The 24,876-nt window shown below is 63.8% G+C and carries 31 protein-coding genes; 14 read left to right on the forward strand and 17 right to left on the reverse strand.

Annotated features, from left to right (window positions below):
* Positions 1-6 precede the first annotated feature (6 nt).
* A complete protein-coding gene (locus ACN9MY_RS12260; RefSeq protein WP_426322653.1) occupies positions 7-1,428 on the reverse strand; it encodes a phospholipase D-like domain-containing protein in 1,422 nt (473 codons plus the stop codon).
* A 64-nt stretch (positions 1,429-1,492) separates the two neighbouring features.
* A complete protein-coding gene (locus ACN9MY_RS12265) occupies positions 1,493-2,770 on the reverse strand; it encodes an acetyl-CoA hydrolase/transferase family protein (protein ID WP_426322655.1) in 1,278 nt (425 codons plus the stop codon).
* 71 nt (positions 2,771-2,841) lie between these two features.
* On the opposite strand from ACN9MY_RS12265, the gene ACN9MY_RS12270 reads away from it, so the two are divergent.
* Together ACN9MY_RS12270 and ACN9MY_RS12275 are read left to right on the forward strand one after the other, a co-directional pair.
* Positions 2,842-3,927, forward strand: a complete 1,086-nt coding sequence (locus ACN9MY_RS12270) for a porin (protein WP_426322657.1) — start codon at positions 2,842-2,844, stop codon at positions 3,925-3,927.
* A 41-nt stretch (positions 3,928-3,968) separates the two neighbouring features.
* Positions 3,969-4,808, forward strand: coding sequence for a branched-chain amino acid aminotransferase (locus ACN9MY_RS12275; RefSeq protein WP_426322659.1), 840 nt, complete (start codon positions 3,969-3,971; stop codon positions 4,806-4,808).
* On the opposite strand, the gene ACN9MY_RS12280 is transcribed toward ACN9MY_RS12275, so the two are convergent.
* The 4 genes from ACN9MY_RS12280 to ACN9MY_RS12295 form a co-directional block, all read right to left on the reverse strand.
* A complete protein-coding gene (locus tag ACN9MY_RS12280) occupies positions 4,789-5,382 on the reverse strand; it encodes a DUF3617 domain-containing protein (protein WP_426322661.1) in 594 nt (197 codons plus the stop codon). The genes ACN9MY_RS12275 and ACN9MY_RS12280 overlap by 20 nt on opposite strands.
* Positions 5,383-5,445: 63 nt before the next feature.
* Positions 5,446-6,111 (reverse strand): OmpA family protein, encoded by a 666-nt coding sequence (locus ACN9MY_RS12285; protein WP_426322663.1) that lies wholly within the window; start codon positions 6,109-6,111, stop codon positions 5,446-5,448.
* A 97-nt stretch (positions 6,112-6,208) separates the two neighbouring features.
* Complete coding sequence (locus ACN9MY_RS12290; protein ID WP_139232699.1) at positions 6,209-6,355, reverse strand: lmo0937 family membrane protein; 147 nt, start codon at positions 6,353-6,355, stop codon at positions 6,209-6,211.
* A 79-nt stretch (positions 6,356-6,434) separates the two neighbouring features.
* Positions 6,435-7,142 carry a glycine zipper 2TM domain-containing protein gene (locus ACN9MY_RS12295; protein WP_426322665.1) on the reverse strand — a complete coding sequence of 236 codons (708 nt, stop codon included), beginning with the start codon at positions 7,140-7,142 and terminating at the stop codon, positions 6,435-6,437.
* Positions 7,143-7,270: 128 nt separating this feature from the next.
* On the opposite strand from ACN9MY_RS12295, the gene ACN9MY_RS12300 reads away from it, so the two are divergent.
* Entirely contained in the window at positions 7,271-7,990 is a 720-nt protein-coding gene (locus tag ACN9MY_RS12300) for a Crp/Fnr family transcriptional regulator (RefSeq protein ID WP_426322667.1), read from the forward strand.
* On the opposite strand, the gene ACN9MY_RS12305 is transcribed toward ACN9MY_RS12300, so the two are convergent.
* On the reverse strand, positions 7,987-8,208 hold the full coding sequence (locus ACN9MY_RS12305) for a glycine zipper 2TM domain-containing protein (protein WP_426170985.1): 222 nt from the start codon (positions 8,206-8,208) through the stop codon (positions 7,987-7,989). The genes ACN9MY_RS12300 and ACN9MY_RS12305 overlap by 4 nt on opposite strands.
* Before the next feature lie 89 nt (positions 8,209-8,297).
* Positions 8,298-10,313 carry an AsmA family protein gene (locus tag ACN9MY_RS12310; RefSeq protein WP_426170987.1) on the reverse strand — a complete coding sequence of 672 codons (2,016 nt, stop codon included), beginning with the start codon at positions 10,311-10,313 and terminating at the stop codon, positions 8,298-8,300.
* Between the two features lie 110 nt (positions 10,314-10,423).
* Here ACN9MY_RS12310 and ACN9MY_RS12315 point away from each other — a divergent pair, with 110 nt between their 5' ends.
* From ACN9MY_RS12315 to ACN9MY_RS12340, 6 genes are read left to right on the forward strand one after another with little or no spacing between them, the layout of a single operon-like run.
* Positions 10,424-10,816: a DUF4398 domain-containing protein gene (locus ACN9MY_RS12315; RefSeq protein ID WP_426170988.1), complete on the forward strand. Its 393-nt coding sequence runs from the start codon at positions 10,424-10,426 to the stop codon at positions 10,814-10,816.
* Positions 10,817-10,829: 13 nt separating this feature from the next.
* Complete coding sequence (locus tag ACN9MY_RS12320) at positions 10,830-11,723, forward strand: OmpA family protein (RefSeq protein WP_426170989.1); 894 nt, start codon at positions 10,830-10,832, stop codon at positions 11,721-11,723.
* A 12-nt stretch (positions 11,724-11,735) separates the two neighbouring features.
* Positions 11,736-12,242, forward strand: coding sequence for a ferritin-like domain-containing protein (locus ACN9MY_RS12325; protein WP_426170991.1), 507 nt, complete (start codon positions 11,736-11,738; stop codon positions 12,240-12,242).
* 26 nt (positions 12,243-12,268) lie between these two features.
* Entirely contained in the window at positions 12,269-12,571 is a 303-nt protein-coding gene (locus ACN9MY_RS12330) for a DUF883 family protein (RefSeq protein WP_426170993.1), read from the forward strand.
* Positions 12,572-12,574: 3 nt separating this feature from the next.
* Positions 12,575-12,961 carry a phage holin family protein gene (locus tag ACN9MY_RS12335; RefSeq protein WP_426170995.1) on the forward strand — a complete coding sequence of 129 codons (387 nt, stop codon included), beginning with the start codon at positions 12,575-12,577 and terminating at the stop codon, positions 12,959-12,961.
* Positions 12,962-12,971: 10 nt separating this feature from the next.
* On the forward strand, positions 12,972-13,331 hold the full coding sequence (locus ACN9MY_RS12340; RefSeq protein WP_426170997.1) for a hypothetical protein: 360 nt from the start codon (positions 12,972-12,974) through the stop codon (positions 13,329-13,331).
* Here the strand turns inward: ACN9MY_RS12340 and ACN9MY_RS12345 are convergent.
* The 4 genes from ACN9MY_RS12345 to ACN9MY_RS12360 all read right to left on the reverse strand — a co-directional run bounded on the left by ACN9MY_RS12345 (position 13,328) and on the right by ACN9MY_RS12360 (position 14,993).
* Complete coding sequence (locus ACN9MY_RS12345; RefSeq protein ID WP_426322672.1) at positions 13,328-13,939, reverse strand: Crp/Fnr family transcriptional regulator; 612 nt, start codon at positions 13,937-13,939, stop codon at positions 13,328-13,330. The two genes, ACN9MY_RS12340 and ACN9MY_RS12345, sit on opposite strands and share 4 nt — an antisense overlap.
* Before the next feature lie 78 nt (positions 13,940-14,017).
* Entirely contained in the window at positions 14,018-14,365 is a 348-nt protein-coding gene (locus ACN9MY_RS12350; protein WP_426171001.1) for a hypothetical protein, read from the reverse strand.
* A gap of 14 nt (positions 14,366-14,379) precedes the next feature.
* On the reverse strand, positions 14,380-14,532 hold the full coding sequence (locus ACN9MY_RS12355) for a DUF3309 domain-containing protein (protein WP_082507486.1): 153 nt from the start codon (positions 14,530-14,532) through the stop codon (positions 14,380-14,382).
* 11 nt (positions 14,533-14,543) lie between these two features.
* On the reverse strand, positions 14,544-14,993 hold the full coding sequence (locus ACN9MY_RS12360; protein WP_426171002.1) for a glycine zipper 2TM domain-containing protein: 450 nt from the start codon (positions 14,991-14,993) through the stop codon (positions 14,544-14,546).
* Positions 14,994-15,149: 156 nt separating this feature from the next.
* Here ACN9MY_RS12360 and ACN9MY_RS12365 point away from each other — a divergent pair, with 156 nt between their 5' ends.
* Positions 15,150-15,461 (forward strand): BON domain-containing protein, encoded by a 312-nt coding sequence (locus ACN9MY_RS12365; protein ID WP_426171004.1) that lies wholly within the window; start codon positions 15,150-15,152, stop codon positions 15,459-15,461.
* A gap of 18 nt (positions 15,462-15,479) precedes the next feature.
* Positions 15,480-16,550 (forward strand): AI-2E family transporter, encoded by a 1,071-nt coding sequence (locus ACN9MY_RS12370; RefSeq protein WP_426171005.1) that lies wholly within the window; start codon positions 15,480-15,482, stop codon positions 16,548-16,550.
* A gap of 16 nt (positions 16,551-16,566) precedes the next feature.
* On the opposite strand, the gene ACN9MY_RS12375 is transcribed toward ACN9MY_RS12370, so the two are convergent.
* From ACN9MY_RS12375 to ACN9MY_RS12385, 3 genes are all read right to left on the reverse strand, one after another.
* Complete coding sequence (locus ACN9MY_RS12375; RefSeq protein WP_426171007.1) at positions 16,567-17,469, reverse strand: YihY/virulence factor BrkB family protein; 903 nt, start codon at positions 17,467-17,469, stop codon at positions 16,567-16,569.
* 94 nt (positions 17,470-17,563) lie between these two features.
* Positions 17,564-18,616 carry an OmpA family protein gene (locus ACN9MY_RS12380; protein WP_426171008.1) on the reverse strand — a complete coding sequence of 351 codons (1,053 nt, stop codon included), beginning with the start codon at positions 18,614-18,616 and terminating at the stop codon, positions 17,564-17,566.
* Positions 18,617-18,865: 249 nt separating this feature from the next.
* Positions 18,866-19,114 (reverse strand): hypothetical protein, encoded by a 249-nt coding sequence (locus ACN9MY_RS12385; RefSeq protein WP_426171010.1) that lies wholly within the window; start codon positions 19,112-19,114, stop codon positions 18,866-18,868.
* 232 nt (positions 19,115-19,346) lie between these two features.
* Here ACN9MY_RS12385 and ACN9MY_RS12390 point away from each other — a divergent pair, with 232 nt between their 5' ends.
* The 3 genes from ACN9MY_RS12390 to ACN9MY_RS12400 all read left to right on the forward strand — a co-directional run bounded on the left by ACN9MY_RS12390 (position 19,347) and on the right by ACN9MY_RS12400 (position 22,184).
* Positions 19,347-19,982, forward strand: a complete 636-nt coding sequence (locus ACN9MY_RS12390) for a winged helix-turn-helix domain-containing protein (protein ID WP_229210060.1) — start codon at positions 19,347-19,349, stop codon at positions 19,980-19,982.
* Between the two features lie 93 nt (positions 19,983-20,075).
* Positions 20,076-20,972, forward strand: coding sequence for a zinc-dependent peptidase (locus tag ACN9MY_RS12395; RefSeq protein WP_426337397.1), 897 nt, complete (start codon positions 20,076-20,078; stop codon positions 20,970-20,972).
* An 18-nt stretch (positions 20,973-20,990) separates the two neighbouring features.
* A complete protein-coding gene (locus ACN9MY_RS12400; protein WP_426171013.1) occupies positions 20,991-22,184 on the forward strand; it encodes an ATP-binding protein in 1,194 nt (397 codons plus the stop codon).
* On the opposite strand, the gene ACN9MY_RS12405 is transcribed toward ACN9MY_RS12400, so the two are convergent.
* Both ACN9MY_RS12405 and ACN9MY_RS12410 read right to left on the reverse strand, forming a co-directional pair.
* Positions 22,144-23,406, reverse strand: coding sequence for an HD domain-containing phosphohydrolase (locus ACN9MY_RS12405; protein WP_426171014.1), 1,263 nt, complete (start codon positions 23,404-23,406; stop codon positions 22,144-22,146). The two genes, ACN9MY_RS12400 and ACN9MY_RS12405, sit on opposite strands and share 41 nt — an antisense overlap.
* Positions 23,403-24,824, reverse strand: coding sequence for an ATP-binding protein (locus ACN9MY_RS12410; protein WP_426322678.1), 1,422 nt, complete (start codon positions 24,822-24,824; stop codon positions 23,403-23,405). The genes ACN9MY_RS12405 and ACN9MY_RS12410 overlap by 4 nt, the downstream gene beginning before the upstream one ends.
* Between the last annotated feature and the right edge of the window lie 52 nt (positions 24,825-24,876).

The raw sequence follows: 24,876 nt of genomic DNA on the forward strand, positions 1-24,876 counted from the left end.
CAAACCTCAGAGCCAGTAGTCCCATACGCGGGCAAGCCACTCCTTCAGACGCGTGGAGATCGGCCGCTTGTTCCACTCCACCAGCGTGATCTCACGGGAATTGTGCAGGTCTTCCTTGAACGCCTTTTCCATCTCGAGGCCGAACACATCGCCCATCACGATCACATTCACTTCACTGTTGTGGAGGAAGCTGCGCCGGTCGAGGTTGGTTGAGCCGACAGTGGACCATACGCCGTCAATCACCACCGTCTTCGCATGCAGCACCGACAGCTTGAGCTCATAGATCTTCACGCCAGCTTCCAGCAAAGGCTGGTAGAACGCCCGCCCTGCGTGGAATACGAGCCCGCTGTCCGACACGCTGGGCAGCACAAGCTGCACATCCACGCCGCGCCGGGCGGCATCGGTCAGCGCCTCCAGGGTCTGGTCATCCGGCACAAAATAGGCGCAGGTGATATGGATCGACTTCTTCGCTTCCTGCATCGCCAGCAGCAGCGCCTTGTAGATCTCAAAATGTCCTTCAGGCCGCGAACCCAGCACGCGCACCACCTTGTCTCCCGCCGGCGCTACCTGGCTGAAGTATTTGGCGTCGCGCAAGTCGTCCGCATCCTGCTCGATCCAGGCTTGCACGAACAACCACTGCATGGCCTGCACGGCCGGCCCCTCGATGCGCACATGCGTGTCGCGCCAGCCGACGTCATTTTCGCCTTTTTCACGCCCCGGGCCGGACCCGCCGCCGGCGCCCGAACCCACGCCGCCGGAGCCGCCGCGGAATGGTGAACTCTTCGAGTACGTATCGCTGATATTGATCCCGCCCGTGAAGCCGACCTTGCCATCGACGATCAGCATCTTGCGGTGGTCGCGCGCATTCAGCTTCCAGCCGTTGCCGCGCGCCTTGGCAGGATTTACCGGGTTGAAGGCCAGCAGCTTCACGCCGCCTTCCTTCATGCGGTCAAAGAATTCCTGCGGCACGCCGATGGTGCCGACACTGTCGTAGATCACATTGACCACCACGCCTTCGCGCTGTTTCTGGATCAGCAGGTCGGCGAACTTCATCCCCAGTTCATCCTGGTCGAAGATATAGGTCTCGAAATTGATATGGTCGCGGGCTGCCGCAATGGCCTTCATCATCTCCGCCATGGTCTGCGGGCCATCGAACAGCAATTGCACCTTGTTGCCGGCAATAAGCGGCACCCCGGTTGCCGACTCCTCCAGGGCCGCCTGGGCTTTCAGGTCCAGCGTGGACTTGGCCCAGCGTTTCTTCAGCAGTTGTTCGGTGGTCTGGCGCGGCAGCTTGCCCTTGGCGGTGATGACTTGCGGCACGGTGCCCGCACGTGGCTTGGCCTGGTCGGCATCGACCTCCGGCAACGAAGCGCAGGCCAGCAGCGTCCAGCCCGCGAGGATAAAAGCCAGCCAACGACTTGCCTTCATGGGGCACCTCCGAAGGCCAGTCTAAGACAGCAGCGAACGGTTGAATGTTCGCTGCCGAACATAGTCAGCTGTAGTTCAGCCGGGCTGCTTCACGCCGCAATTCGCCCCTGAAATCGGGATGCGCAATCGAAATCAGCGCTTCGGCGCGTTGCTTGGCCGACTTGCCGCGCAATTGTGCCACGCCATATTCGGTCACCACGTAGTTGATGTCGTTCTTGCTCGTGGTCACATGTGTCCCGGCGCACAGGGTGGGCACGATGCGCGAAATGCTGCCTTCCCTGGCGGTCGACGGCAGCACGATAAAGGACTTGCCGCCGCGAGAACGATTGGCTGCCCGCACAAAGTCCACCTGGCCGCCGGTGCCGGAATAGGGCAGGTGCGCCAGGCTTTCCGAGCCGCACTGTCCCAGCAGGTCGATCTGCAGGCTGGCGTTGATCGATACCAGCTTGTCGTTCTGCCCGGCGATATAGGGATCGTTGCTGAAGCTGACCGGGTGCATTTCCAGCATCGGGTTGTGGTGCATGAAATCGTACAGCTTGCGCGAGCCCAGCGCGAAGGTCGCCACCATGCGCCCGGGCATGAAGCTCTTGCGGCGATTGGTCACGGCGCCGCACTCCACCAGCTTGAGGATGCCGTCGCCAATCATTTCGGTATGGATGCCCAGGTCCTGCTTGCTGGTCAGTTGCATCACCACCGCGTCGGGAATGCCGCCATAGCCGATCTGCAAGGTCGAGCCGTCTTCGATCATCGGCGCCACATGGGCGGCAATCGCCTCCTGCACCGGTCCGATCTTCGGCAGCCCGACTTCGATCACCGGCGCATCGCTTTCCACCACCGCCGTCACCTGCGAAATATGGATGTGGCATTGGCCGTGCGCAAAGGGCACGTTGGGATTCGATTCGAGCACGATGACACGTGCTTTCTGCAGGGCAGCCATGGTGTAGTCGGCGCCCAGGCTGAGCGAGAAGTTGCCGTGCTGGTCCATTTCCGATGCCAGCGCAAAGACCACGTCGGCGGGCATCTGCCCGTGCTCGATCAAGGAGGGGATTTCAGAGAAATACGCCGGGATGAAGCCTGCCCAGCCGGCCTGGCCCGCCGGCCGCGAAGCGCCGCCGAAGAACAGCGCGCAATGCCGCACGTGGTGCGCCGTTTCCTGGTCGAAGTAATCGTACTTGCGCATGGCCAGGATTTGCGCCACCTGTACGCCCTTGAAATTGCGGCGCTGCGCCGACAGTTCGGTCAACAGGGCCGGCGGCTCGCCGGCGCCGGTAGGAACAATGATCATGTCGCCATCACGCACGAGGCGAATGGCGTCGGCGGCGCTGCAACGCTTGCTGGACATACGCGGTCTCCGAATAGTTTTGTTTGTGTGCGCACAGATTGCATGACCGTGCTTACCCTAAGCTGACAAGCATGAAAGCTCTTGCCATCCTGCTCACAATGCCCGCACTGGCGCTGGCGCAGACCAGGGAACCGCCGGCGGGACAAGGCGTCCAGCCCTATGGCGTGGTCGATGCCGGCGTGGTGCTGGAGCGCGGCTGCAAGGAGGGCTGTGCCGGCAGCAAGGTTTCCCCCGGCATAGCGGAAGGCTCGCGCATCGGCATCACGGGGCGCGAACCGTTGGGCAGCAACGGGAATTCCGCCGTCTTCACGCTGGAAGGCGGCGTCGAGAACGATACCGGCCGCTCCGAAGAAGGCCGCCTGCTGGGGCGCCAGGCCTGGGTCGGGCTCGATGGGACGTGGGGCATGCTGACGCTCGGTCGCCAGTACAACCTGCAATACGAAACCTTGGCCGAGGTGGCTGACCCCTTCCATGGCGGACTCGCCGGTACCGCTACCAACCTGATGGGCTTTACCACCAAGCGTTATGACAATGCCGTCAAATACCGCACGCCGTCCGGCCACCAATGGAATGCCAGCGCCATCTACAGCTTCGGCGAATCCGAATTCAGCACCTCGCGCAACCGGGCATACGGCGCGACGCTGGGCTTTGCCAACGGCATCTTCAATGTCCGCATCGCCCACCAGCGCAAGCGCAATCCGATCGAAGCGGTCGGCACCACGCAGCCGGTCGACCTTTCCGCCCGCAATACCCTGGTGGCGGCCAACCTGAACTTTGGCGCCACCACCGTCTTCGCGGCCTATGGCATCAATCGCGGCCTCGGCAGCTCGCCGTGGGACCCGGCCAACCCGTATGGCGCGCTGACGCTGAACACGCCCTCGCTCTACAGCCACGATATGCTGGCAGGCATTTCCTACACCCGCGGCCGCACCACCTACATGGCTTCCTTCATCCACAAGGACGATCGCAGCCCCCCCAACCAGGATGCCGACCAGGCGGCTGTCGGCGTGGTGTATTCGCTGTCCAAACGCACCGCCCTGCATGCCTCCCTCGCCCATATCCGTAACCGCAACAACGCAGCTTATACCGCCGGCACCGCGACCGAAACCGGCAAGGGCAACCGCGCCATCACCTTCGGCCTGCGCCACGCTTTCTGATGTGCTACATTCCCAAGCTGGAACTTTCAGCGGGGAACACTATGTATCTGACTTACTTCAATGGAAACTGGGCGGAAGGCAATGCGCCACTGTTCGGCGCAATGGACCACAGCGTCTGGCTCGGCTCCTCGGTATTCGACGGCGCGCGCGCCATGCGCGGCAAGCTGCCGGACTTGCGCCCGCACCTGGAGCGCGTGATTCGCTCGGCGCGCAGCCTGGGCCTGGAATGCCCGCTCAGCGTGGATGAAATGGAGGAGCTGGTGAAAGAGGGCGTGGCCCGCTTCCCTGCCGATGCCGAGCTGTACATCCGCCCGCTGGTATTTGCCACCGATGGCCTGCTGATCCCGGTCGCTGAAAAATCCGCCTTCGCGCTGACCCTGTTCGACGCACCGGTGCCGCCATTCACAGGTTTCTCGGCCTGCCTGTCGGCCATGCGCCGTCCGGACCCGGACATGGCGCCTACCGATGCCAAGGCCTCCGCGCTGTATGCCAATTCGACCCGCGTGCTGCGCGAAGCGAAAGAACGCGGCTGCGACAACGCCGTGGTGTGCGATAGCCAGGGCAATGTGGCGGAGTTCGCCACCGCCAACCTGTTCTTCGTAACGCCGGAGGGGAACGTGGTGACGCCGGCCCTGAACGGCACCTTCCTGGCCGGCATTACCCGCGCCCGCGTGATCAAGCTGCTGGCCGAAGCCGGCATCGAAGTCGAGCAGCGTACCGTCAAGCCGGAAGAGCTCGATCGCGCCAGCGAAATCTTCAACACCGGCAACTTCGGCAAGGTCACGCCTTGCGTGCGCTATAACGGCCGTGAACTGCCGGCTGGTCCGGTCGCCACCAAGGCCCGCGAGCTGTACTGGGCCTTTATTGAGCGCGGCGAGTAGGCGCCTGCAAATCCGGCCCGGGCTTGCTGGGCGGTGCAGCGGGCGCCGGCGGCGCCACGCTGCCGCAGTCGGCGCTGAGCCAGCGGCCGCTGCCCTCCACCACCATGTTTTGCGGCTTGCCCTGCGCTGAACTGTTCACGTTCATGCGCATGCTGTAGGCCGTATTGCCGTTGAAGATCACCTGGCCATTACCGCTGGACGGCGGCCGGGTGCAATTGAAGGTCACGTTCAGGCCGCCCGGCACGGGCGTGCGGGTAGTGGTGCACTGGCCGGGTTGGCCGGCCGGCAGATCCTGCTTCTCGGCCATGTCCTTGGTCAGGCAATAGGTGAGCTTGACGCCACCGTTAGCGCCCAGTCCCAGGTTGACGCCGTGGCGCGCCATCATCTGTTCCATGGCCTTGCGCTGTTCCGGCGCCATATTGGCCATCTGTTGCTGGGCTGCCTCCATGATGGCCATCATTTCGGGACTGGCCGAGGCAATGCGGTTATCCAGCTCCCACAGTCCCGGTTTCAAGGTCTGCGCCATCGCCGGCGCGGCGGCCAGGCAAAGCAGGAAGAAGGCTTGGATTTTCATGCGGGCTCCTTGGGGGCAGGATGCGCGGCCCGGAGCGCCATGCCCCGGGCCGATGCGGCTTGCTTAGCCTTGCGGCTGGCGTGGCTCGGCCACGAAGATTTCCACGCGGCGGTTGCGTGCGCGGCCGGCTGCGTCGTCGTTGGAGGCGATCGGCTCCTGCTCGCCGCGGCCTTCGATCACGATGCGGGTCGGCGATACGCCGCGCGTGGCTAGGTAGTCGCGCGTATGGGCTGCACGGTCGACCGACAGTGGCTGGTTCACGCTGGCGTTGCCGGTGCTGTCGGTGTGGCCGACAATGCTGACGGTGGTCGCCGGGTTTTCATTGAGCGTGGTGGCAAAGCGGTCCAGGATCGGGCGGAAGTCGGGCTTGATGTCGGAACGGCCCGTATCGAACGAAATATCGCTCGGGATTTCCAGCTTCAGGCGGTTGTCGCCGGTTTGCGAGACTTGCACGCCAGTGCCCTGGGTGGCCTGTTCCATCTGCTGCTTCTGCGCTTCCATGCGCTTGGACCAGACGTTGCCGACCACGGCGCCGACTGCCGCGCCAATCGCAGCACCGCCGGCCGCCCGTTTGCCGCCGCCTGGACCGGTCGCGGCGCCAAGCACGGCGCCGATGCCGGCGCCGACGCCGGCGCCGGTGGCAGTGCCGCGCTGGGTGGCGCTCATGTCCGCACAGCCGGTTGTGGCGAGCACGGCAATCAGCAGGGCAGCAAGGGTTTTATGAGGCATGAGCTTTCTCCTTCGTTAAATATGCTCGAAAAAAAGCGGGACGGGTCCTGCGCCGCAGTTCCCGCCCCGCTAGTGTACGCCGGCTTGGCCGGCTTAACTAAATGCCGCGCCCACTGATCAGGCGCAGCAGGATCATGATGACTGCCACCACCAGCAAAATATGGATGAAGCCGCCCACAGTGTAGGAGGTCACCAGGCCGAGCAGCCACAAGATGATAAGTACGACAGCGATCGTATAGAGCATGATGTTTTCCTCTCATAATCCGTAATCCTGGATGCATTATTGCTGCGTCCGACCGCGTCATCTGTACGTTGTCGAACTATCAGCGTCGTTGCAGGCGTCCCTTGACGACTTTTACATGGTCGCCAGCCTGCCAGTTGGCCGAGCTGCTGCTGACGGTGCGCACCTTGCCGTCATCCATGCGCACGCGCACCTGGTAGGTGGTGGTCGACTTCATATTGTCTTCCACCTGGTTGCCGACCACGGCGCCGCCGACCGCACCGGCCACGGTGGCCAGCTTGCGGCCCGAGCCGCCGCCGATCTGGTTGCCCAGCAGGCCGCCGACAATCGCGCCGCCCGCCGCGCCCAGGCCGCTGCCCTGGCCGCGCTGGGTGACGGCATGCACTGCTTCCACTACGCCGCAGCTATGGCAGACGGCGGGCGCCGGCGCCGCCATGTGCGCTGCGGCGGGCTGCGGTGGAGACGCTTCTGCCGGGGCCGCCCTGCCGCCGCCATCGTTGCCGGCGCCATAACTGCCGCCGCCTGCGCCGCCACCGCTACCGGAATAGCCGGAGGTGTCGGCCACGCGATTGACCGGCGCATAGCCGGCCGGCGGCGGCGGCGGGCCGGCGTCGCGCGTATCGACCTGTACCGGCGCTTCGGCAACCGGCGGCCCCATCTTCGCCCCTGATTGCGGCAGCCAACCCATGACCGCAGCGATGCCGACGCCGCAAAACAGCACCACGGCAATGGCTGCAATCAGCAGCATCGGGTGGGTGGTGTAGCTCATGATTTTGGTTTCTCGTTGCATGCCGTAATTCCTTTCCTATTGGATAGACGCATTCTGGCGGCCGGGCTGGCCTGCTTCCGTGCGTCAGCGTACATACAGTCTTTTTAATTGCCGATACGCTCCGCCTAAACTCCACCAGGCTGACGGCAATGACCCTGAATCTTCATACCGTTCCAAGCAGTGAATCGCCACCACCCCGTATTGGCAACCGCCTGCTGGCAACCCTGCCGGAAGACGACCTCGAGCACCTCGAGGGCCTGTGCGAACTGGTGGACCTCGCGGCCGGCGATATCCTGTTCGAAGCCGGCCAGCCCATCGACTACATCTTTTTCCCGCTCGATACCCTGGTCTCGCTGCTGGCCGTGGCGGAAGGCCGCATGACGCTGGAAGTTGGCTCGGCCGGCCGCGAAGGCATGGTCGGCGCTTCGGTAGCGCTGGGCCAGCGTTTCGCCCAGGTGCGTGCCGTGGTCCAGCGCAGCGGCCATGCGCTGCGCATGGAGGCGGAAGATTTCATCGCCGAGTTTGCGGAAATGGAATCGCTGCAGCGCCTGCTGCACCGCTATACCGACACCCTGCTGGCGCAAGCGATCCAGATCGCGGTCTGCAGCCGCTTCCATGTGCTGGAGGCGCGCTTGGCGCGCTCGCTGCTGGTCACGCGCGACCGCCTGCAATCGGACCGCTTCCACATGACCCACGAATTCCTGGCCCACGCGCTCGGCGTGCGCCGCGTTGGCGTGACCAAGGCGGCCAGCGCCTTGCAGGGGCAGGGCTTGATCAGCTACAGCCGGGGCAATATCGAAATACTGGACCCGGCTGGCCTGGAAGCGGTGTCCTGCCATTGCTACCAGCAGGTCCGCACGCCGTCTTAGCGGCGAGGTTTGTCGACCTGGTTACCGATCACGCCGCCGACCACGGCGCCGCCCACCGTACCGGTGGTGGAGCCGCCCGTCAGCACGGAACCGGCGACCGCGCCGACACCGGCGCCAATGGCCGTGTTCTTATCCTGTTGCGACATCGAGGAGCATGCGCCCAGGCCCAGCATGGCGGTAGCGATGGCGAGGCGGGCTGCGATCTGTTTGGTATTCATGATGTTTCCTCCGTAACGTGGAATGCTGGCTCCAGCTTACGGGGGAGGGCAGATGTGATCTGTTCGCTATTTCACGGTGTAACGGTTTGTTACCTTTGCGTCTTGCCCGGCGGCGGCGCCTTCGGCTTTTCGCGCGCGGCGGCCAGCAGGCTGGCGCATTGGTTGTCGCCTTCGCCGCCCGCGCTGATCAGGGGCACCAGGGCCGCCGGTGCGGCCAGCGCGCCCAGCGCCAGTGCGCCGCCGGCCCGCATGGCGATCACGCCCTTGTCGATGTCGACGTCGGGTTGCTTGAGCGAGCCGCGCACATAGATTGGGGCGCGCAGCGAAATAATGCGCAAGCCCTTGCTTTCCGGTTTCATGGTGAGGTCGATTTTCTCGCTGGCCAGGTTGACTGCGCCGTTGATGCGCACCGTGGCATCGTCGGTATCGGCGATGAAATAGCGCGTCTGCGCCAGGCCGTCGCGCACGCCGAAGTCGCCGGCCAGGCAGTTCAGGTGCACCGGCTTGTCGCCAAACAGCTTGGTCAGCACGATGTTGCCGATGTTCAGGCCCATCTGCTCCAGCAGCAGCTTGCTGACGGTGCCGTCGTTGACCAGGGTTTTCAGTTCGCCATTGGAATGCGCCAGCAGGGTGGCCACCGAGTTGCCTTTCGCAGTCAGCTTGGCGTCGGCATTGATTTCGCCGATGGTGGCCTGCTTGAGTTCGGGCAGCTTGGGCAGCAGTTGCCTGAGCTTGATATGGCGGGCCGTGGCGTCGAGCGTGGCGGCGACAGCTTCGCCGCTGCTGCCGTCCAGCGTTGCCTTCGAGGCGACGCGGCCGCCGGCGAAATCAAAGTTGAGCGGGGTCAGGCGCAGCACGCCGTCTTTCAGGTGGAACGCCGTTTCCAGTTTGCTGAGCGGCAGTTCCTTGGTGCGCACGATGCGCTCGGCGCGGAAGCCGACGTCGGCATCGAGCGCCGTCCAGCGTTCAGTCTTGAAGGTCTCCACCGGCAGCAGCTTGCCGGCCGGCTGCACTGCCGCCACGCCGCGTTCTTCTTTCTTGGCATTGGAGTCGGCGCCGATCAGCGGCCCCAGGTCGGCGAACTGCAGCAGGCGCGAGTGCACTGAGCCGGTCAGCAAGCCGCGCGGCTGGCGCTGCTGGTAGGACAAGGTGCCGGCGATATCGCTGTCGCCGACGCGGCCGGTGAATTTTTCGTAGGTCCACTGGCTGGCGCCCTCGGCCAGGTGGCCGCTCAGGCGCCCGGCGGTACTGAAGGGCGGGGTTTCCGGCAGCAGCAGCCCGGTCAGTGCATACAGGCGTGCGGCCGAAGCGCCGGCGACCTTGAGCTGCAGGTCGATGGCAGCGAGCTGGGCCGGATTGGTCAGCGTGCCTTCGGCAGCCACGCTGACCAGGCCGATCTTGGCATCGGCCTGGATCGGGAAGGGCAGGCCGGTGTCGCGCAAGGCCAGCACGGCGCCGGTCTTGCCCTTGCCGCTGATGTCCTGCTTGTTCCATTTGCCGGCCAGGGTCCATTGCACGCCGTAGCGAGGATCGTTGTCGAGCGTGTCGACGTGGGCGGTGGCCGCGATCTGTTGCTGGGCATCGTCCAGCTTGATGGTGCCGCGCGTGAAGACCACGCGCTCCAGTTCCATGCGCCACTCGGACGGCGGGCGCTTGGGCAGGGTCCAGTTGTTCCTGCCGTCGGCCTGGCGCAGCAGGTCGAGCTGCGGCTGGTCGAAACGCAGTTCCGGGATGGCGATCTTGCGGCCCAGCAGGGCAAATGGACTCAGCGAGAACGCCAGGCTCCGGGCTGCCGCGGTGTCGCCTGCCGGCAGGCCGGCCGGGTTACCGACGTGCACGTCTTGCGCGACCAGATGGGGCCAGGGAATATGGTCGCGCCAACTGCGCGCCTGCGGCGGCAGCGCCTGCTTTTGCCAGGTCAGCGACAAGTTGCCGCGCAGTTCCACCGGCCTTTGCAGTGCCTCGGTGGCGCGCGCGCCCAGCCAGGGGCGGGCGCGGTTCCAGTCGTAGTTCAACACGATCACCAGGGCCACCGCCGGAATGGCCAGCAGGAAGCCCAGCACAGCCAGGCTAATCTTTGCGCGGCGAGAAATTGTGTGTGCCATGGCGCCAGCTTACACCCGGGCAGCCCGACTTCAATGTGCGGCACCGTACTGAACCCATCGGGGACAGCTTATATAACTGGCATACCCCAATCGCTTTGAGGAGAACAACAATGGATTCGCTGAATCGCCTACCGCTGTTGACTACCGCCTGCGCAGCATGCGTGATTGCGTTGGCAGGTTGCAGCAGCATGAAGACCCCGGCCACGGCCGAAGTAGCATCGTCGCGTACGGCGGTGGAAGCCGCTGCCTCGACTGGCGCACCGGAACTGGCTCCGGCCGAAATGGCGGCAGCGCGCGACAAGATGCTGCGCGCCAACCAGGCGCTGGCAGCCAAGGATTACCGCACCGCCCAGGACCTGGCACAGCAGGCGCAAGCCGACGCCAAGCTGGCGCAAAGCAAGGCCAGCAGTGCCAAGGCCACCGAGGCCGCCAACAAGCTGCAAGACGATATCCGTGTGCTGCGCGAAGAACTCGATCGCGCCAACAGCACCATGACTCGCTGAGAAAGGGGCCATCATGTTCAAGCCATTCCTGAAACCTGTTGCCCTGGCCGCCGCCCTGGCCCTGGCAGCCTGCAGCACCACCCCGACCACCACCGGCGAACTGGAAACCGCGCGCGCCAATTACGCGCAGGCGCAGGGCAACCCGATGGTCGCCAAATACGCCAGCGCCGAACTGGCTGCCGCCACCCGTGCCATGGACCAGGCCAATACAGCGGCGGCGCGCAATGAAAGCCTGCAAACGATCGACAAGCTGGCCTACATCGCCAAGCAGAAGACCGCCAGCGCCGAGGAAATCGCGCGTGCCAAGTCCGCCGAAGACCAGTTGAAGGACGCCGCCTCGCAGCGCGACCAGGTGCGCCTGCAAGCGCGCACGGCGGAAGCCGAGGCGGCCAAGCGCCGTGCCGACCAGGCCCGCATGGAGGCCGAAAATGCGCAGAACCAGGCCGCCAGCGCCGAAGCGGCGAAAAGCGACGCACAAGCCCGCGCTGCCGCCCTGGCGGCGCAGCTGGCCGACTTGCAGGCCAAGCAGACCGAGCGCGGCATCGTGATCACCTTCGGCGACGTGCTGTTCAACGTCGACCAGGCCGTGCTGACCTCGCAAGGCATGGCGACCGCCCAGCGCCTGGCCGATGTGCTGCGCGACAATCCCGACCGCACCGTGCTGATCGAAGGCTTTACCGACAGCACCGGCAGCGATGCCTACAACCTGCAGCTGTCGCAGCGCCGCGCCGAAGCGGTGCGCAGCGCACTGGGCCAGATGGGCATCGAGCGCTCGCGCATCGAGACGCGCGGCTATGGCGAAGCGTATCCAGTGGCCGGCAATGCCACGGCTGGCGAGCGCCAGATGAACCGGCGGGTGGAAATCGTGCTGTCCGAAGCGGGCCGCCCGGTGACCTATCGCCGCTGACGAGGAGTTTCCATGATCGATAAAAATGCGATCCGCGCGGCAGCCCGCAATATGGCCGACGGTCCGGTGACCGAAGGCTACAAGGGCAACCGCGCGATGGTGCTGCAAATGCTGAACGAAGCGCTGGCCACCGAACTGGTCTGCATCCACCGCTACAAGCGCCACTACTACATGGTGACCGGCCTGTCGAACGCCTCGATCAAGGCCGAGTTCCTGGAGCATGCGACGCAGGAGCAGCAGCATGCCGACTGGCTGGCCGAGCGCATCGTCCAGCTCAATGGCGAACCCGATTTCAATCCAGCAACGTTGCTCGACAGGAGCCATGCCGAGTATGATGACTCAAGGGAGGTGCAAGCGATGGTGCGGGCCAACCTGGTGGCAGAACGGGTGGCCATCGAGAGCTATCGCCAGATGATCGAACTGATTGGCGACAGCGACCCGACGACCAAGCAACTCTTGACGCAAATCATGGCGGTGGAGGAAGAACACGCCGACGATATGCGAGACCTATTGGCGTAAATCACTTACGAAAGAGGAGTCCTATCATGCTGGAACAGAACATCAGTACCGTCAATAACGATGTGAAAACGCTGGTCAAGGATGCGCAAGCCCTGTTCACGGCCGCCACCGCGCTCACTGGCGAAAAAGCGGATGAATTGCGTGGCCGCGGCATGAAAGCGCTCGATAGCGCACTGGCCAAGGCCCATGAAGCCCAGGCCAGCGCGATTGCCGGCGCCAAGCATGCCGCTGCTTCGACCGATGCCTACGTCAAGGAAAATCCATGGCGTTCCATCGCCGTGGCAGCCGGCGTGGGTCTGCTGGTAGGCGTTATCCTCGGCCGCAAATAAGCGATGTCCGCCGAGAACCAGGTACCACCACCGCCCGGCCTGATCGCCTCACTGGCCGGGCTTGCCAAAAACAGCCTGCATCTTTTACTGTCGCGCCTGGAACTGGCAGCCCTTGAGCTGACCGAGGTGCGCGACACCCTGCTGCAATTGTCCATCGTGTTTGCCGTGGCCCTGCTGGCTGCCTGGTTCGCCATCGCGTTCGGCACGGCGACCCTGATCTACCTGTGTTGGGAAGCGATGGGCTGGAAGATCCTGCTGGTGCTGGCGATTGCCTTTGCGGTAGTGGCGATCGGCCTGGTGCTGTGGGGGCGCAGCCTGGTGCGGCAAGGCAAACTGGGCTTGTCGGCGACGATGGCGGAACTCAAGTCCGACCGCGACATGCTGCTTTGAAAGGGAGACCATGGCGTCCAGACAGGAATTACAGGCGCTTGCCGTAGCCAAGGAAAGGCTGGTGCGGGAAGGCGAGTTGTACCGCCTCGGCACGCTGCGCTCCAAGCATGAAGTGATCAACGCCCTGCAGCCGCAAGCGCTGCTGCATGGGGCGGTGGACCAGGCCATCGGCACGCTGCAGTCACGCCTTGGCAGCTTCATCGGGCAGGGCGGCGGCTTGTCCGGCATCAGCTTCAAGACCGTGCTGCCGTATGCGGTGACACTGGGTTCGTGGATTGCCCGCAAGCGCTTGTGGAAGCCGGCCGCGGCGGCCGGGGTGCTGGCGGCAGTCGGCGCCTGGTGGCTGATGCGGCGCAAGCCCGATGCTTAAAGGGTCTTGCGCAGGCGCGACATGTACTGCGTCGTAATGCCGAGGTAGGAGGCCAGCGCGCGCTGGGTGATGCGTTGTTCCAGGCCGGGGAACTGGCTGCGGAACGCTGCCAGCCGCGCTTCCGCCGTATTGTGGCTGCGGATCTGCAGGTTGGCCGCATAACGGCGGATGCTGCATTCGATGATCTTCAGGTAGTACTCATTCACAAAGCCATGCTCGGCCCTGTGGCGCTGCATGGCCATCCAGTCGATGCGCCAGGCCTCGACGGCCGTCTCGGCGACGAAGAATTCGCGCGCCGGCTCGCCCTGCAGGCCGCCCATCATATCGCTGTGCGAACCGGTGTTTTCACCTTCGGTGATGAAGCCCAGGGTCAGGTCTTCGCCGGCCACCGAGATATGGCCGCGCCGCGCCACCCCGCTGGAAATCCAGTAGTAATGGGTGGCGCGCGTGCCGGCCTCCTGCAGCATGGTGCCCTTGCGCACGTGTACCGCAGTCACGTGCGGGGCGCTCAGCTCGGTGTAGCGGTCGTAGAGCTCAATGCCAATGCCCAAGCGCTGGACGGTGGTAGCCCGGTGTTGCTCTCTTTGTAATTGGTATGCATGTGGCATGCTCGCATCATACCCGACCTGCTGCCAGGCCAGGATGACTTTTTATGATGCGGCCATAACTGGCGGTTGTACGCTTGCTTATTTGCCACTGGTTTCAAAGGTACGCGACATGTCGCGCGTGGCCAGGTGGATCTGGCGCGCGTTGGCCATGTCCGACTGGGCAATGCTGCGCGCTTCTTTCACGCAGTCGCTGTTGGCGCCGGCCCCTTGCTGCTTGCAGGCTTCCAGGGCTTCACGCAGGGCTGCGTTGATTTCCTTGCGCAGCGTAGCAAGCTGGGCCGCTTCGGTGCGGTCCGGCCTGGTCCAGCGCGGCGGGTCGCCGCGCTTCAGTTCTTGCTGTTGCTGCCTTGCAACTTCCGGCGGCGTGACCTGGGCGCTGGCCAACCCGCACAGGGCCAGGGCGGCAGCGCCAATCAGCATTTTCATGATGGGCTCCTTCGCTACAGCCTGCCGGTCAGCAGCAGGATGAGCAAGACGACAACAATCAGGCCGGCAACGCCGCTCGGGGCATAACCCCAGTTGCGGCTATGCGGCCAGGTTGGCAGGGCGCCGATGACAAGCAGGACCAGCACGATCAGCAGGATGGTGGCCATGGCAACCTCCTTTAATAGCGGTAAACCCGGCCATCGACCACGCGCACGCGCGTGCCGACCCGCAGGTCGTAGGCGCTGTCCTGGTTGACGGTACGGTAGTCGCCGTTATCCAGGCGCACGCTGATCTGGTACACATCGCGCGGCATGTTGCGGCTCTCTTCAACGCGGTTGCCGATCACGGCGCCGCCAATCGCACCGGCAGCGGTTGCCGCGGTACGGCCGGAACCGGAGCCGATCTGGCTGCCGGCCAGGGCACCCAGCAAGCCGCCGGCGACTGCGCCGGCTCCGCTGGTGGCCGGGTCAACGCGCACCACGCGGATCGAATCGACCGTGCCATACGTCGAGACATCGGCCTGCGAGGAATAATCGGTTGCCTGGGGATAGGATGAGTTGCTGGCGCAGCCGGCCGACAAAGCGGCCACCGCCACCATCATCGCTGCAAGGGATACAGTCGGTTTCATAACGTCTCCTCCTGTGGGTGGGATTAGGCGCAGCTTATGGCCGCCCGCCCTTGCTCGTCTGTGCGATTCCGCACAATGTTCGCCAGCGAACAGAAAAAGGGGCTTGTTAGCTGGACACTAGTGCCCGGAACACCCACCTCACAAAGGAGAAGCGTCATGAAATTCACCCAGAAATTCGCTACTGCCGTGTTCATTGCCTCAACCCTCGGCCTGGCTGGCTGCGCCTCGACCCCCACCAAGGAAAGCGCCGGCGAATATATCGACGACGCCGCCCTGACCACCAAGGTCAAGGCCAGCATCTTCAACGAGCCATCGCTGAAGTCGACTGAAATCAATGTCGAGACCTTCAAAGGCACCGTGCAGCTGAGCGGCTTCGTGGCCCAGCCTGCCGACATCACCCGCGCCGGCGAAATTGCCCGCGGCGTGAAAGGTGTCAAGGAAGTCAAGAACGACATCCGCGTCAAATAAACGCGGGTGGCATGGCTCATGCGCCTGGCGCAGACCATCCTTGCCACCGTCGCCTTCCTGTACGCCTTGCAGTGGGGCCGGGGTTTCCTCGTGCCCCTGCTGCTTGGCATCCTGCTGGCCTACACGCTGAACCCGCTGGTGGCCTGGCTGGAACGCGTGCGCGTACGGCGTGCGCTGGGCACGACGCTTGTCACTTGCGCCATCCTGGGGGGCGGTGCGGTGACGGCGGAGAAAGTGCACGTCGAATTTTCCAACATCATCGAAGAACTGCCCGATGCGGGGCGCAAACTGTCGCGCCTGGTGGCCTCGACCACCAGCGGCAAGGACAGCACGCTCAAGCGCATCCAGGATGTCGCCACCCAGATCGAGCAGGCGACCGCTGGCAAGCCTGCCACGCCGCCGCGCAAAGCGATCGCCGTGGTCACGCAGGATGGCGGGCATATCAAGGTGATCGACTGGGTCTGGGCCGGTTCGCGCGGCCTGCTGTCTTTCCTGAGCCAGGCCACCATGGTGGTGTTCCTGGTGTTCTTCCTGCTGCTGTCCGGCGACACCTTCAAGCGCAAGCTGGTCAAGCTGGCCGGGCCTTCGCTGACGCGCAAGAAGGTCACGCTGCAGATCCTCGACGAGATCAACAGTTCGATCCAGGGCTATATGTTCATGCTGCTGGTGACCAATGTGCTGCTGGCGCTGCTGATGTGGCTGGCCCTGCATTTCATCGGGGTGGAAAACGCCGGCGCCTGGGCCATCGTGGCGGGGCTGCTGCACCTGATGCCTTATTTCGGCCCGCTGCTGATTGTCTGTGCGCTCAGCGTCGCCTCTTACCTGCAATCGGAATCGCTGCAGATGGTGGCGCTGGTGGCGCTGGCCTCGATCGCCATCGCGACCCTGGTCGGCACCGTCATTGCCACCTGGATGACCGGGCGCATCGCGCGCATGAATGCCGCCGCGGTGTTCGTCAGCCTGCTGTTCTGGGGCTGGCTGTGGGGCGTGTGGGGCTTGCTGCTCGGCGTGCCGGTGGTGGTGATCGTCAAGGTCGTGGCCGAGAAGGTCGAGGGCATGGAAGTGGTCGCCGAGCTGCTGGGCGAGTAGGCGGGGAATGCTGCCGCTATCTGAGCGTATCCATTCGGGGGCTGCCGTGCCGGTGGCGCAGGCTGCCCAGCTGGAGCGCATACTGGCGCGCAAATTCGGCGCCGAGGAAGAACACCTGGGCCGAGTAATAGACCCACAGCAGGACCGCGATCAGGGAGCCGGCGGCGCCGAAGCTGTCGGTCACGCCGCTGTTGCCGATGTAGACGCCGATGCCGTATTTGCCCAAGGTGAACAGGGCCGCGGTGCCGAAGGCGCCAATCACCACGTCGCGCCATGACAGCCTGACGCGCGGCAGCATCTTGTAGATCACGGCAAACAGGGCGGAAATCACGAAGAAACTGATGACGTGGTTGAGGATGGTCAGCAGCAATGCGGCATCCTGCCAGTAAGCGCCCATTTTCTTTTCGACGAGGGCGAGGGCGGCGCTGACCACCAGCGAAACCAGCAGCAGGAAGCCGAGCACCAGCACCATGCCGAAGGATAGCAGGCGCGTGCGTACGGTATCCCAGATGCCGCCGCCTTGCGCAGGTGGCAATTGCCAGATTTCGTCGAGGCTGCCTTTCAGTTCGGTGAACACGCTGGTGGCGCCAAACAGCAGCAGGGCGCCGGCCACCAGGGTGGCGATCATGCCTTGTGTTTCATTGCTGGCGCCAGAGAGGATCAGCTGGATCGCTTCCGCGCCCTGGCTGCCAACCAGGCCGCGCAGCTGGAAGAACAGTTCCCCCTGGGCCGCCTCCTTGCCGTAGAACAGGCCGGCTATCGCGATCACCAGCACCAGGATCGGCGCCAGCGAAAACAGGGTGTAGAAGGCGAGCGCGGCCCCTTTGCTGCTGGCGCGGTGCTCGAGCCATTCGGTGATGGCGCACCAGCCAACGGCAGGCAGCTTCTTGGCGATGTGGGGAAAGCGTCTCCAGCCCATGAGCCGAGTGTACGTCCGGCGCGGCCAGGCTGACGGTGCGCCGGGGCACAAAAAAAGGGGCCCGCAGGCCCCTTCCATACCGCGTTGGCAGTGATTACTTCACACGGCGTTCCGCGGTCACATTGTCGATTTCAACGCGACGGTTTGGTTCCAGGCACTTGATCAGGTCGGCGCGCTTCATCTTCTTGTCGTTGCACTGTACCACTGGCTGGGACTTGCCCTTGCCTTGCGCGGTCAGGCGGGATGCATCAACACCCTTGCTGACCAGGTAGGTCTTGACGGCTTCGGCACGACGCTCGGACAGCTTCTGGTTGTACTTGTCCGAACCCAGGCGGTCGGTGTGGCCGGTGATGACCACGTTGTTGACCGACTTGTCTTCGTTCAGCAGCTTGGCCATGTCGTCCAGCTTAGGCTGTTCCGGCGCCAGGTTGGCGCTGTCGAAGGCGAACAGTTCGTTGGCGGACATGGTGACTTTTTCGAACTTCGGTGCTGGTGGCGGAGGCGCCACTGGAGCGGCGACTGGCGCCGGGGTTGGCTCAGGCGCCACGACTGGCGCCACCGGTGCAGGCGGTGGCGCTGGCTGTGGCGCTGGGCCCAGCAGGTAGTTCAGCGAGAACATCAGGTATTTGTTGTTCGATTTCGAGTTGTCGAACTCGTTGCCGCGGATGAAGCCGTGCACATTGCGCAGGTCAGCTTGCAGGAACAGGCGGTCGGTGATGTTCGACTGCAGACCTACGCCAACGGAGACGAATGGGGAATTGCGCTTTGGCTCAGCAACGCTGTTCGCTGCGGTGAACACGTCGCGTTCCATGCCGGCACCAACCAGCAGGAATGGACGCACCGTCTTACGGGTCAGCATGTACAGGCCGTCAACGCCCAGGGTCTTCTGGCCGTAGCGGGAGCCGAACTTCTTGGTGGCAGCGTGGGTGGCGTTGAATTGCAGGTCCCACTGTTCATTCAGGGCTTTACCCAGTTTCAGGCCGTAGGCACCGTCGTATTTGTCGATGCCCCAGTCGCCGTCAGGGCGGAACGCGCCAGCGCCAGCGCCGACGTACCAGTTCTGGTTGAGCAGGGTGTCCTGCGCCGAAGCGGCGAACGAAGCCGACAACATCGCAGCGGCGATGGCGATATTCTTAATCTTATTCACTAGAAAACTCCCGTTGTTTGAGTAGCAAAGTCGCAAAAAAAAGTTGCGCGACTCCCTTTCCCAGCGGTGATACATTGCTGTGGGTTCAGTTTAGGCGGCGTTAACCGTCAGTATCCGTGCGTTGGCGCACATTTGGCTTGAAGTATAGCAATCACGTGGCATTTATACAACATATACCATAATTCACTATTGAAATTTCGTCAGGCCGCCACCTAAACGGGGATAGGTGGCGGTCGGTTGACAGACTGACTATTTCTTTTCAGGCTCAGGCGGCGGCGTCTGCGGCTGCACGATGACGGTGTCGCCGGCCTTGCCTGGCTCGCCTTGCGGACCAGGGGTGCCAGGTTCGCCTTTCGGGCCTTCCGGCCCCGGCGGACCCGGCACGACCGCTGGCGGCGGCGCCGGTTCCACCGTGGGCGGCGGATTATTGGTGACGGTCTTTTCGCAGGCGGTCAGGCCCACCAGGGCCAGGGCTGCGAGCAGGACTGGATATTTCATGGTCGTTCCTCTCTGGTTGGTTGATGCCGGCTCCAGCATAGGCCGCTGTCGGGTTGCGCCTCTGTTCGGGAACACACACAGGAAATCAAGGTCCAAGCTCCTGACGCAGCAGAGATTGGCAAATAACCAATGTTTGTTCGTTTGTATGTTCGTTGCCGCACAGACCGATGAGTCGCAGGCAGGGCACTCTGGAGCCTGCGAATCCACCCTGGCATCTACAAGGAGTGTTCAAATGCACGCAATCAGAGAATCGTCCCATGGCCTCGAAATCGAAGCTACCGCAGAGCTGCCGGCACCGTTGCCGGCTGTGCCGTCCCGTCCACGCCTGGCGCTTGTCGAGCGTCCCGGTCCCGTGACGGAGCGCAAAGCCCTGTCGCTGGCCCCGATCGAGCGCGTCCGATCCACCTCGGCGACCCTGCGCCGCATCGAAAATATGCAGAAACTGGTGGCGGAATTACAAAACCACGAAATGCTGGCTGACGAAATCGCCTGGTTCCTGAAATTTTCCCCATCCGGCGCCCGTAAATATATCCGCGACCTGCGCGAAGCCGGCGTGATCGAACTGGCCCGTTATATCGAAGGCACGGCGACCTACCTGGGCAAGGCTGTCTACCAGCTGACCCCGGATGCCGAACGCGTGCAAGCCTTCCTGGCCGCGATCGCCCAGCCCAAGCGCGAAGGCGCGCCGCCGCGCAAGGAGCGCCCCAGCCTGCGCGAACAGAGCATGGCCGGAAATGGCCGTCACTTCCATATCCTGGCAGATGACACCCATTACGCCATCCGCGTCAACCGCGGCCCGGTCCAGCGCGACCCCCTGGTGGCAGCGCTGTTTGGCGCCCCGAGCTCCCTGCAAAAGGCCATGCCTTAAGCCGGAACAGTGATAAGCTTCCATCAATGGCATGTTGAAATGCCATTGACCAGCCCCATCTGTGGCGGAACGAGTTCTGTTATGGACGGCATCATGGACGCTTGGGTTTTGCTTATCTTGACGGCGCTGGGCATCGCGGCGCCGATCGTGTATCCACGCTGGACCTTGCGGCGGGCGCTGGCCCGGCCGCTGGCAGCCGCCGAGCAGGCTATGCTCGAGCGCAGCATGCCTTTCTACCGCCAACTGGCGCCGGACTTGCAGCGCCAGTTGCAGCGCATGGTGGTGCAATTCCTGCACCAGAAAAAATTCGTCGGTTGCGCCGGCCTCGAGGTGAGCGATGAGATGCGCATCACCATCGCCGCCCAGGCTTGCCTGCTGTTGCTGAACAAGCCGAGCAAGGTCTACAGCGCCTTGCACACCATCCTGGTCTATCCGGGCGCCTTTGTCGCCAACCGCGACGAAGTGGGGGCGGGCGGCGTGATCACGCCGGCGCGCCGGCAGATGCTGGGTGAATCCTGGAGCGATGGCCGCATCGTGCTGTCCTGGGACGATGTCGCGCGCGGCACGCTGGATTGGCAGGGCGGAAACAACGTCGTGCTGCATGAGTTCGCCCACCAGCTCGACAGCGAATCGGGCAGCAATAACGGCGCCCCCTATCTTGGCAGCCCGGACAGCTATCGCAGCTGGTCGGAAGTGCTGTCGCGCGACTACGCCAACTTGCGCCATGCTGCCTGGCTGGGCCGGCAGGATAGCGTGCTGGACCATTACGGTGCGACCAGTCCTGCCGAGTTCTTTGCCGTGGCGACGGAAACCTTCTTCACGCGGCCGTGGCAACTGGCCGAGCGCCATGCCGCCTTGTATGACGAGCTGCAAAAGTATTACCGGGTCGATCCGCGCGACTGGCTGGCCGCACCGCCGCCGCCAGCGCCCGAACCGGCCTTCCTGTCAATGCCAATGCCTGTGCGGTCGTTCGCCTGGGCCGACTGGTAAGGAGACTCAAAGGCGCCCATGGAATTCGAAGACTTCGATTTCATCACCAGCGAAGCGCCGGCCCGCGCCAGCGAACCGGCCGATCCGCTGCAGCGCCTGAAATACCTGGTCGACAATACCCCGGCCATCATCTACAGCACCGTGCCAAGCGGCGACTTCAAGATGACCTTCGTCAGCGCCAACGCGCTCAACGTGCTGGGCTACCGGCCGGAAGACATGGTGGCCGACCCCAATTTCTGGTTCGACCATATCCACCCCGACGATGCGCCGAACATCTTCTCCAGCCTGGCGCAGATCTTTACCGAAGGCGAGAAGGCCTACGAATACCGTTTCCGTACCGCCGATGGCCGCTACCTGTGGATGCATGACCAGTTGCGCCTGATTCGCGACGAGCAGGGCGCGCCGCTGGAGGTGATTGGCTCGCTGACGGACATTACCGACCGCAAGCAAATGGAAGAGACCCTGGTGCAGGCCCAGAACATGGCCTCGATCGGCCAGCTGGCGGCGGGCGTGGCGCACGAAATCAATAACCCGGTCGGTTTTGTCACCTCCAATATCGGCACCCTGAAAAGCTATGCCGACACCCTGTTCGAACTGGTCGAGCACAGCACCACGGCGGAGCAGCGCAGCGCGGCCGATTTCGAGTTCATGAAGGAAGATACGGAAGCCTTGCTGCGCGAGTCGATGGATGGCCTGCGCCGCGTGCGCGACATCGTGCAGGCGCTGAAAGACTTCTCGGAAGCCGGCGACAGCCAGTGGCAGCAGACCGACCTGCATGAGGGTCTGGAGAGCACGCTCCATGCGCTGGCCAATGAGCTGCGCTTCAAGGCCAAGGTGGACAGGCATTATGGCAAGCTGCCGCTGGTGCGCGGCTTGCCGGGCCAGTTGAACCAGGTATTCCGCAACATCCTCATGAATGCCATCCAGGCCATCCCCGGCGAAGGCATCATCCGCATCGTCACCAGCGCCGACCGCGAGGCCGTGCATGTGCGGATCCAGGACAACGGCGTCGGCATTCCGCCCGAGAATCTGGGCCGTATTTTCGATCCCTTCTTCACCACCAAGCCGGTGGGCAGCGGCACCGGGCTGGGGCTCTACCTGGCTTACGGCGCCGTCAACAAGCACGGCGGCCGCATCAATGTGATCTCCGAGCCCGGCAAAGGCTCGGCATTTACCGTGGTCCTGCCACTGCGCTCCGCTGAACCCAGATAGGCAGACGGTGGCCGCTCTTTTTCTCGAAGTCCTGCAACTGCTGGATCATGCGCTCATTGAGCACGTGGTCGGAGGCCAGCAGCATCAGGCCATCGCGGCTGACGACGTCGCGCGCGAGCACCATGCCGGGCACCAGTTCGCCCGACAGCAGTTCGACGTCGGTGCTTTCCGCCACGCCGCGCACGCCGCCGTCGACCACCTGGCGGAAGGCTTGCACCACTTGCGGGTCATAGCGCTTGCCGCTGCCATCCATGACCAGCGACTTGGCTTCTTCCGGCTTCAGGTGGCGCTGCACCAGGGCGCCTTGCTGCAGGTTGAAGTAATCGATCGCCAGCGTCAGGATGCGCGAGCCGATCGGGATCGCAAAGCCCGCCAGCCGGTCCGGGAAGCCCTGGCCGTCGAAGCGCTCCATCTGGTGCCGCACGATGGCGGCGACGCCGGCCATGTCGGTCAGCGGCATCAGCAACTGCGCGCCGGAAACAGGATGCTTGCGGAACAGCGCCAGGTCGGCGCCGTGCAGCATGGTCATCGGGGTGCGCAGCATCTCGTCGGAAAAGCCGATGCGGCCAAGGTCGTGCAGCAGGGCGGCGATGAAGATATCCTGCACCTCGTTCATGTCGAGCTTGAGCTGGGTCGCCATCTTGCGCGCCAGGTCGGCCACCTGGCGCGTCTGGCCGGTCTGGCCGGTGCCGCGCGCTTCAGCGATGCTCGACAGGATCTTGATAGTGGTCAGGAAGTTGGCCTTGAGCTGGCGCGTACGTTCCTCGACCTTTTGCTCCAGGCCGGCGTTGAGCGACTTCAGTTCCTCGTTCTGCTTCAGGGTCAACGCTTCCAGGCGCTGCTTTTCCAGCTCGAGCTGGTGGCGTTCCAGCGCGTGGCGCACGATCAGCAGGATGTCGTTGTCGTCCCAGGGCTTGGTGATGTAGCGGTAGATCTCGCCGCAGTTGATGGCGTCCTGGATCGACTGCACGTCGGAATAACCGGTCAGCAGCAGGCGCACGGTATTGGGCCAGCGCTCGCGCACCTGGGCCAGGAAACGCGCGCCGTCCATTTCCGGCATGCGCATGTCCGAGATCACCAGGTCGACCGGCTGCTGCGCCAGCAGCTCGAGCCCCTGCGCGCCGCTGATGGCCGTCAGCACCTCGTAGCCTTTGCCGCGGAACAGGCGGCGCAGGGAAGAGAGGATGTTCGGCTCGTCGTCGACACACAGGATGGTCATCATGGGGTGGCTTCCTTCTGCTCGTTGGGCGGTCGCTTCTTGGGTAGGGTGACGCGGAAAGTGGTGCCCTGGCCGAGGGCAGAATCGACCTCGATCCGGCCGTGGTGCTTTTGCACGATGCCGTAGGACAGGGACAGGCCCAGGCCGGTTCCCTTGCCGACTTCCTTGGTGGTGAAGAAGGGGTCGAAGATGCGGCCCAGGTTTTCCGGCGCGATGCCGGCGCCGTTGTCGGAGACGCTGAACCAGACGTGATCGCCGTCGCAGCCGGTGCGGATCTCGATGCGGCCGCGCATGGAGCCGATGGCGTGGGCGGCGTTGACCAGCAGGTTCATCACTACCTGGTTGATTTGCAGCGGCAGGCATTCGATGTCGGGGATTTCGGCGTATTCGCGCACCACGTCGGCCTTGTACTTGATTTCGTTGCTGACGATGTTGAGGGTGGAGTCGATGCCCTGGCGCAGGTCGGCCCAGACCCATTCCTGCTGGCTGTCGACGCGCGAGAAGTCCTTCAGGTCTTGCACGATATGGCGCACGCGCACGATGCCTTCCTTCGATTCCTGCATCAGGGTCGGGATATCGGTGCGCAGGAAGCCCAGCTCCACCTGGTCGCGCATGGCGCGCAGCCGGGCCGCGACGGCCGGATCGACAATCGCCGCCTCGGCTTCCTGATAGGCGTCGAGCATGGAGAACAGGTTGTCCAGGTAGCTTTGCAGGGTGCCGAAATTGGAAAAGATGTAGCCGATCGGATTATTGATTTCGTGCGCCACCCCGGCCGCCAGCTGGCCAATGGAGGCCAGCTTGTCGGACTGCACCAGCTGCTGCTGGGTGCGGCTCAGGGTTTCATTGAGCTCGGTCAGTTCGATATTGCGGCGCCGCAGCTCCTCTTCGGCGCTCTGGCGCTGGCGGATGTCTTCGGCCAATTGGGCGGTGCGCTGGCGCACGGTCTGCTCCAGGTTGTCGTGCGCGCGGCGCAGGGCGTTTTCCGCCACGCGCCGCTCGGTCACGTCGCGCAGGCTCTGGATTGCGCCGACCAGCTTGCCGTCATGCCCGCGCAGCGGCGCTGCCGTCGATTGCAGCCAATGCCCGGCCGCGCCGAGGTTGGGGAAGAAGTCCTCTTCCTCGTAGGCGCCGTCGATCAGCGAAGACGGCTTGTATTTGTCGCGGAAATTGCGGTCGGTGGCCGGATCGATGTTATCGACGATCAGGTCGGCCAGCAGGGGGCGCGGCTTGGTATAGAAAGCTTGCCAGTGCTGGCGGGTGCCCACCATTTCGTGCGTGCCCCAGCCCAGCAGGTGTTCGCAGGCCTTGTTCCAGTGGGTGATGACGTGGTCGGTATCGATGACGAAGGTCGCAACGGGGTGACCGTCCAGCAATTCGGACAGGGCGCGTTCGACAGACCTTTCGACGTGGAAGCTGCTCATGTCAAAGTGGCATCTGGTGTGGACGGTCTGATTATACGGCGGGAAATAGAAA

Source organism: Pseudoduganella sp. R-31 (assembly GCF_049913235.1).
GTDB lineage: Bacteria > Pseudomonadota > Gammaproteobacteria > Burkholderiales > Burkholderiaceae_D > Rugamonas.